The sequence below is a fragment of the Phreatobacter sp. genome (genome assembly GCF_052440005.1).
In the GTDB taxonomy this organism is placed as follows: Bacteria; Pseudomonadota; Alphaproteobacteria; order Rhizobiales; family Phreatobacteraceae; genus Phreatobacter.
The window spans coordinates 36,431-42,435 of sequence record NZ_JBQVQL010000037.1 but is presented as its reverse complement, the minus strand read 5'-3'; the positions used below and the strand labels follow the sequence as shown (position 1 = coordinate 42,435).

Genomic DNA, 6,005 nt, shown 5'->3' with positions numbered 1-6,005 from the left:
GGAAGGCGGCGGCGATGCCGGGCAGGGTGCCGTGGGCGACGGCGTCAGAGACGAGGGCCCGGCGGCGCAGCATGGCGAAGGTGCCGGCGGCGCCTGCGGCGCAGCCGAGCGCCGCCGCGCCCAGCATGACCACGGTCGTGTTGAAGCCGGCCTGGAAGGTGGCCACGGCGAGAAGATCGGTGAGGACCTGCGACATCCCTCAGATCGCCAGCGGCACGCCATAGGCGCGGGCGAGGTTCTGCGGCGTGAAGGCCTCGGCGACGGGGCCGGCGGCGATGACCTTGCGGTTGAGGATCAGCACCTCGGCGAAGCGCTCGGCGACGGTGCCGAGGTCGTGGTGGACGCAGACGACGAGGCGGCCGTCGCGGTCGAGGTCGTCGAAGACGTCGAGGATGATGCTCTCGGAGGCGGCGTCGACGCCGGCCAGCGGCTCATCGAGGAAGAGGATGCGGGCGTTGCGGGCGAGGCCGCGGGCGAGGAAGGCGCGCTGCTGCTGGCCGCCCGACATCTGGCCGATCTGGCGGGAGGCGAGATCGGCGAGGCCGACGCGGTCGAGGAGGGCGAGGGCGCGCTCGCGCCGGGCGCGGCCATAGCCGCGGAACCAGCCGGGCTCCCGGACCATGCCCTGCAGCACGACGTCGAGGGCGGTGGCGGGGAAGTCCCAGTCCACCGTCGCCCGCTGCGGGACATAGGCGGTGGCATCACGCATGGCGTCGACCGGCTGGCCGCCGATGGTGACGCGCCCGGTGGAGGGTACGAGGCCGAGAATGGCCTTGATGAGGGTCGACTTGCCCGCCCCGTTCGGCCCGACGATGGCGGTAAGGCCCGACGCGGGCGCCGTCCATGTCACATCGATGAGCACCGGCACGCCGCGATAGGCGACCGTCAGCCCCTCGACGGCCAGGCGGCCGACGGCGGGGGCAAGGGCCTCGGGAGGCGTGGGGGCCAGCATGTCCACGCCTCAGCCCGTCAGCCGGCCGGACATGCCCTTTTCGGGAGCGGTGCCGCCGAGCGCCCGGGCCATGGTCGTCACGTTGTGGTCGATCATGCCGACATAGGTGCCCTCGTAGGTGCCCGGCTTGCCCATGGCGTCGGAGAAGAGCTCGCCGCCGACGACGACCCGATGGCCGCGGCGGGCGGCGCCCTCGATGACGGCGCGGATGTTGCGGTCGGAGACCGAGCTCTCGACGAAGATCGCGGGGATGGTGCGGGACACGACAAGGTCGACCGTCGCCTCGATGGCCTTGAGGCCCGCCTCGCTCTCCGTCGACAGGCCCTGGATGCCGTGGACCTCGAAGCCGTAGGCCCGGGCGAGATAGCCGAAGGCGTCATGGGCGGTGACGAGGACGCGGCGCTCTGCCGCGATGGACCCGAGCACCTGGCCGGCATAGGCGCCGAGCGTGTCGAGCCGCGCCAGGACCGGCGCAAGGTCGGGGGCGATGCGGCTGCGGCCGGGGAGGTCGAGGGCGGCGAGCGCTTCGGAAACGGCCCGCACGACCACGGCCCAGAGGGCGGGGTCCATCCAGACGTGGGGATCGGGCTTGTCGGCGACCTCCTCGTCCTTGAGCAGGCGGTCGCGGGCGATGGACTCGGCGGCGAGAACCGGCGCCCGGCGGCGCGCCAGCTGCAGGAAGGTCTCGCGGAACTGCGCCTCCAGTCCGAGCCCGTGGGCGACGACGAGGTCGGCCTGGGTCAGCTTGACGATGTCGGCGCGGGTCGGCCGGTAGAGGTGCGGATCGACGCCCTCGCCCATCAGCGCCTCGACCGCCACCTGCTCGCCCGCCAGCATCCTCACGGCATCGGCCAGCATGGCGGTGGTGGTGACGACCGTCGGCCGGCGGGTGGCCTGCGCCCCGGCGGCGCCGGGGGCGAGGGTCGCCGCAGCGGCGGCAAGAAGCATGCGGCGGCTGATGTCGTGGGTCATCGCGGTTACGTGCTCATGGCCGGGGGGATAAGGCAACACTGCTGTTGCAAATCATTTGCATTTAAGGTGAGGCCGGATCCCGGTGCTGTCAAGTCAGTTGCGATCCGTTCGCAACAAGGCGGTCCGGCGCGAAACAGCGCACCGGTCGCGGCGCCATGGCGGTGCAATAGGACGGTGGTTCCCTGGACGGGTCGTGATAGGCCTAGTGAGGGCCGGTCACGGCGGCGGCCCCGGCCGTCGGCGCCTCAAGGAGTGCCGGGTCCTCGCGGCCCCGGCGCCAGCCCGCCCGCGCCGGGTCCCCATCCGCAACGGAGAGACGTCATGTTCCCATTCGCCGGCAGCGACATCGCGCTGATCGCCGTCGCCCTCGTGGTGATCCTGTTCCTCTTCGCCGCCATCAAGACGGTGCCGCAGGGCTATCAATGGACCGTGGAACGCTTCGGCCGCTACGTGCGCACGCTGCATCCGGGCCTGAGGCTCATCGTGCCCTTCATCGACCGGATCGGGCACAAGGTGAACGTCATGGAGCAGATGCTCGACGTGCCGAGCCAGGAGGTCATCACCAAGGACAACGCCAAGGTGACGGTGGACGGCGTGCTGTTCTTCCAGGTGCTGGACGCGGCGCGCTCGTCCTACGAGATCACGCGGCTGGAACTGTCGCTGATGAACCTCGCCATGACCAACATCCGCACCGTGATGGGGTCCATGGACCTCGACGCGCTGCTCTCCAACCGCGACACGATCAACGAGAGCCTGCTGCGGGTGGTCGACCAGGCGGCCTCGCCCTGGGGCATCAAGGTCAACCGCATCGAGATCAAGGACATCGCGCCGCCCGCCGACCTCGTCGCGGCCATGGGCCGGCAGATGAAGGCGGAGCGCGAGAAGCGCGCCGTCATCCTCGAGGCCGAGGGCCAGCGGCAGTCGGAGATCCTGCGGGCCGAGGGCGAGAAGCAGTCGCAGATCCTCGAGGCCGAGGGCCGCAAGGAGGCCGCCTTCCGTGACGCCGAGGCGCGCGAGCGCCAGGCGGAGGCGGAGGCCAAGGCGACCGAGATGCTCTCCGCCGCCATCTCCGGCGGCAACGCTCTGTCGGTGAATTATTTCATCGCCGAGAAATACCTGAAGGCGCTGGAGGGCCTCGCCATGTCGCCGAACCAGAAGACGCTGATCCTGCCCATCGAGGCGACGCAGATCCTGGGCTCGCTCGCCGGCATCGGCGAGATCGCCAAGGCCGCCTTCGGCCCCGACGCGCCGGCGCCCCGCCCGCCGGGTCGCGGCGGCAGCGTGCCCAGCGCCGGGGGCTGAGATGATCGTCGCAACCCTCGCCGCCTGGGGTGCCTGGAGCTGGATCGCCTTCGCCGCCGTGCTGATGGCGGCGGAGATCCTGGTGCCTGGCTACTTTCTCATCTGGCTCGGCATCGCGGCTGCCGTCACCGGCGCCGTGTTCCTCGTCCTGCCGGCGCCCTGGCAGATCCAGGTCGCCGTCTTCGCCGTGCTGTCGCTCGTCTGCCTGTTCGGGTGGGTCAGGGTGATGAAGTCCACCAACGGCACGACCAGCGACAAGCCCGACCTCAACCGCCGCCTGGAGGCGATGGTCGGCCGCGAGTTCGTGCTGGAGGAGCCGATCCAGGCGGGACGCGGACGCGTCCGCGTCGCCGACTCGGTCTGGCTGGTGACCGGACCGGACCTTGCGGCCGGCGCCCGGGTCCGCGTCACCGATTTCGAGGGCGCCGTCCTCCTGGTCGAGGCGGCCTGACGCTCACGCCTTCGGCGGCCAGGGCGTCTCGGCGACGGGCGTGAGCGGCCCCTTGCCGTCGGCCCAGGAGACGAGGTTGTCGACCACGAGCTGGGCCATGGCGTTGCGGGTGTAGACCGACGCCGAGCCGACATGGGGGAAGAGGACCACGTGGTCCATGGCGATGAGCTCGGCGGGCACCCGCGGCTCGTCCTCGAAGACGTCGAGGCCGGCGGAGAGGATGGTCTTGTCCCGGAGCGCCTGCACGAGCGCCGCCTCGTCGACGACCGAGCCGCGGCCGACGTTGATGACGATGCCGTCGGGGCCCAGGGCCTCCAGCACCTCGCGGTTGACGATCTTGTTGGTGGCCGCGCCGCCCGGCGCCACGATCAGCAGCACGTTGACGTCGCGGGCCATCTCCACCAGCGAGGGATAGTAGCGGTAGGACACGTCCGGCTGTTCGGAACGGCCGTGATAGACGACGGGCAGGTTGAAGGCCTCGAGGCGGCGGGCGATGGCCTTGCCGATGCGGCCGAGGCCGAGGATGCCGACCTTGCGGTCGCGCAGCGTGCCGGTCAGCGGATAGGGCTTCTCCAGCCACTTGCCGGCGCGCAGGTAGCGGTCCGTCTGGGGCAGCTGGCGCATGGTGCAGAGCAGGAGGCCGAGGGCGGTGTCGGCCACCTCCTCGTTGAGCACGTCGGGCGTGTTGGTCACGACGATGCCGTTCTGGCCGGCCCAGGCGGCGTCCACGTGGTCGTAGCCGACGCCGAAGGACGAGACGATCTTCAGGCCGGGGAAGCGGCCCATCAGTGCCGGATCGCAGGCGACGTGGCTGCCCGAGGCGAAGGCGACGACGCTCGGCGCCAGCTGCCGCAGGAACCCTTCCTTGTCGGCGGATTCCCACAGCTTGTGGACCGTGAACCGCTGGGCGAGCTGGTCCTGGATGGTCTGCATCATGGGACCGGTCATGAGCAGGTCAGGCTTTGTCATAGGTCGTCTCCCTCAGGCCCTCGCATGGCGGCCATCGTTGATGAGCAGCGCAAGTTCGCTGTTTTCAACCGATTGAATTTCAACCGTGCCGAGCCGTGATCACACTTGATTTCCGATTTTCGCATGCCACACTGGCCGCCGAACAAGCCTCATGCCGCACCGGTAGCCCCACGGGACCGGATCGCAGAGCCCAGGTCAAGGGCCGGCGGCAGGAGGCAGGGTCCAGGTGGCCCACGGGAGGAACGTGAATGGCATCCGTCGACATCCGCGACGTGCGCAAGTCTTTCGGCTCGACCGCGATTATCCATGGCGTCTCCGTCCCCATCGCGGACGGCGAGTTCGTCGTGCTCGTGGGGCCGTCCGGCTGCGGCAAATCCACGCTGCTGCGCATGATCGCGGGGCTGGAGAACATCACCGGCGGAGAGATCGCCATCGGTGACCGCGTGGTGAACAACGTGCCGCCGAAAGAGCGGGACATCGCCATGGTGTTCCAGAACTACGCGCTCTATCCGCACATGACGGTGGCTGCGAACATGGGCTTCTCGCTGAAGCTCCGGAACGCCGACCAGAGCGAGATCGACGCCAAGGTGAAGCGCGCGGCCGAGATCCTCAACCTCGGGGCCCTGCTCGACCGGTTTCCCCGCCAGCTCTCCGGCGGCCAGCGCCAGCGCGTCGCCATGGGCCGCGCCATCGTCCGCGACCCGCAGGTCTTCCTGTTCGACGAGCCGCTGTCGAACCTCGACGCCAAGCTGCGCGTCGCCATGCGCACGGAGATCAAGGAGCTGCACCAGCGGCTGAAGACCACCACGGTCTACGTGACCCACGACCAGATCGAGGCCATGACCATGGCCGACAAGATCGTCGTCATGCACGACGGCATCGTCGAGCAGATGGGTGCGCCGCTCGACCTCTACGACAACCCCGTCAACATGTTCGTCGCCGGCTTCATCGGCTCGCCGGCCATGAACTTCCTGCGCGGCAAGATTGACGGCCAGAGCTTCGTGCTGGAGGGCGGCGCCCGCCTGCCGCTCGGCAACGCGCCGGCCGCCTCCGCCGATACGCCGGCCATCTACGGCATTCGGCCCGAGCACTTCCTCATCGACAACGAGGCCGGGGCGGAAGCCGAGGTGGTCGTGGTCGAGCCGACGGGGTCGGAGATCCAGGTGGTGGCGCGGCTCGATGGCCAGGAGGTCATCGCCGTGTTCCGCGAGCGCCACGACTTCAGGCCCGGCGAGAAGATCCGCCTCGCTACCGACCGCCGGGTGACGCACCTGTTCGACGCGCAGTCCGGCAAGACGCTGGCGCGCCACTGAAACCGGGCGGAGCCCGAACCAACAGGCGGGGCAAACCCGCTTCGAC

The 6,005-nt window shown here is 69.9% G+C and carries 7 protein-coding genes; 3 read left to right on the top strand and 4 right to left on the bottom strand.

Annotated elements, in window-relative coordinates:
* From ACT6XY_RS11145 to ACT6XY_RS11135, 3 genes are all read right to left on the bottom strand, one after another.
* Window positions 1-196, bottom strand: a 196-nt coding sequence (locus tag ACT6XY_RS11145) for a metal ABC transporter permease (protein WP_444748410.1), incomplete at its 3' end; no start/stop codon positions are given.
* 3 nt (window positions 197-199) lie between these two features.
* On the bottom strand, window positions 200-952 hold the full coding sequence (locus ACT6XY_RS11140; RefSeq protein ID WP_444748409.1) for a metal ABC transporter ATP-binding protein: 753 nt from the start codon (window positions 950-952) through the stop codon (window positions 200-202).
* A 9-nt stretch (window positions 953-961) separates the two neighbouring features.
* On the bottom strand, window positions 962-1,924 hold the full coding sequence (locus ACT6XY_RS11135) for a metal ABC transporter solute-binding protein, Zn/Mn family (RefSeq protein ID WP_444748408.1): 963 nt from the start codon (window positions 1,922-1,924) through the stop codon (window positions 962-964).
* A 321-nt stretch (window positions 1,925-2,245) separates the two neighbouring features.
* Here ACT6XY_RS11135 and ACT6XY_RS11130 point away from each other — a divergent pair, with 321 nt between their 5' ends.
* Together ACT6XY_RS11130 and ACT6XY_RS11125 are read left to right on the top strand one after the other, a co-directional pair.
* A complete protein-coding gene (locus ACT6XY_RS11130; RefSeq protein ID WP_444748407.1) occupies window positions 2,246-3,226 on the top strand; it encodes an SPFH domain-containing protein in 981 nt (326 codons plus the stop codon).
* A gap of 1 nt (window position 3,227) precedes the next feature.
* Window positions 3,228-3,677, top strand: coding sequence for an NfeD family protein (locus ACT6XY_RS11125; RefSeq protein WP_444748406.1), 450 nt, complete (start codon window positions 3,228-3,230; stop codon window positions 3,675-3,677).
* A 3-nt stretch (window positions 3,678-3,680) separates the two neighbouring features.
* On the opposite strand, the gene ACT6XY_RS11120 is transcribed toward ACT6XY_RS11125, so the two are convergent.
* Window positions 3,681-4,646: a 2-hydroxyacid dehydrogenase gene (locus ACT6XY_RS11120; protein WP_444748405.1), complete on the bottom strand. Its 966-nt coding sequence runs from the start codon at window positions 4,644-4,646 to the stop codon at window positions 3,681-3,683.
* A gap of 248 nt (window positions 4,647-4,894) precedes the next feature.
* Here ACT6XY_RS11120 and ACT6XY_RS11115 point away from each other — a divergent pair, with 248 nt between their 5' ends.
* A complete protein-coding gene (locus tag ACT6XY_RS11115) occupies window positions 4,895-5,959 on the top strand; it encodes an ABC transporter ATP-binding protein (RefSeq protein ID WP_444748404.1) in 1,065 nt (354 codons plus the stop codon).
* The last annotated feature ends 46 nt before the right edge of the window (window positions 5,960-6,005 follow it).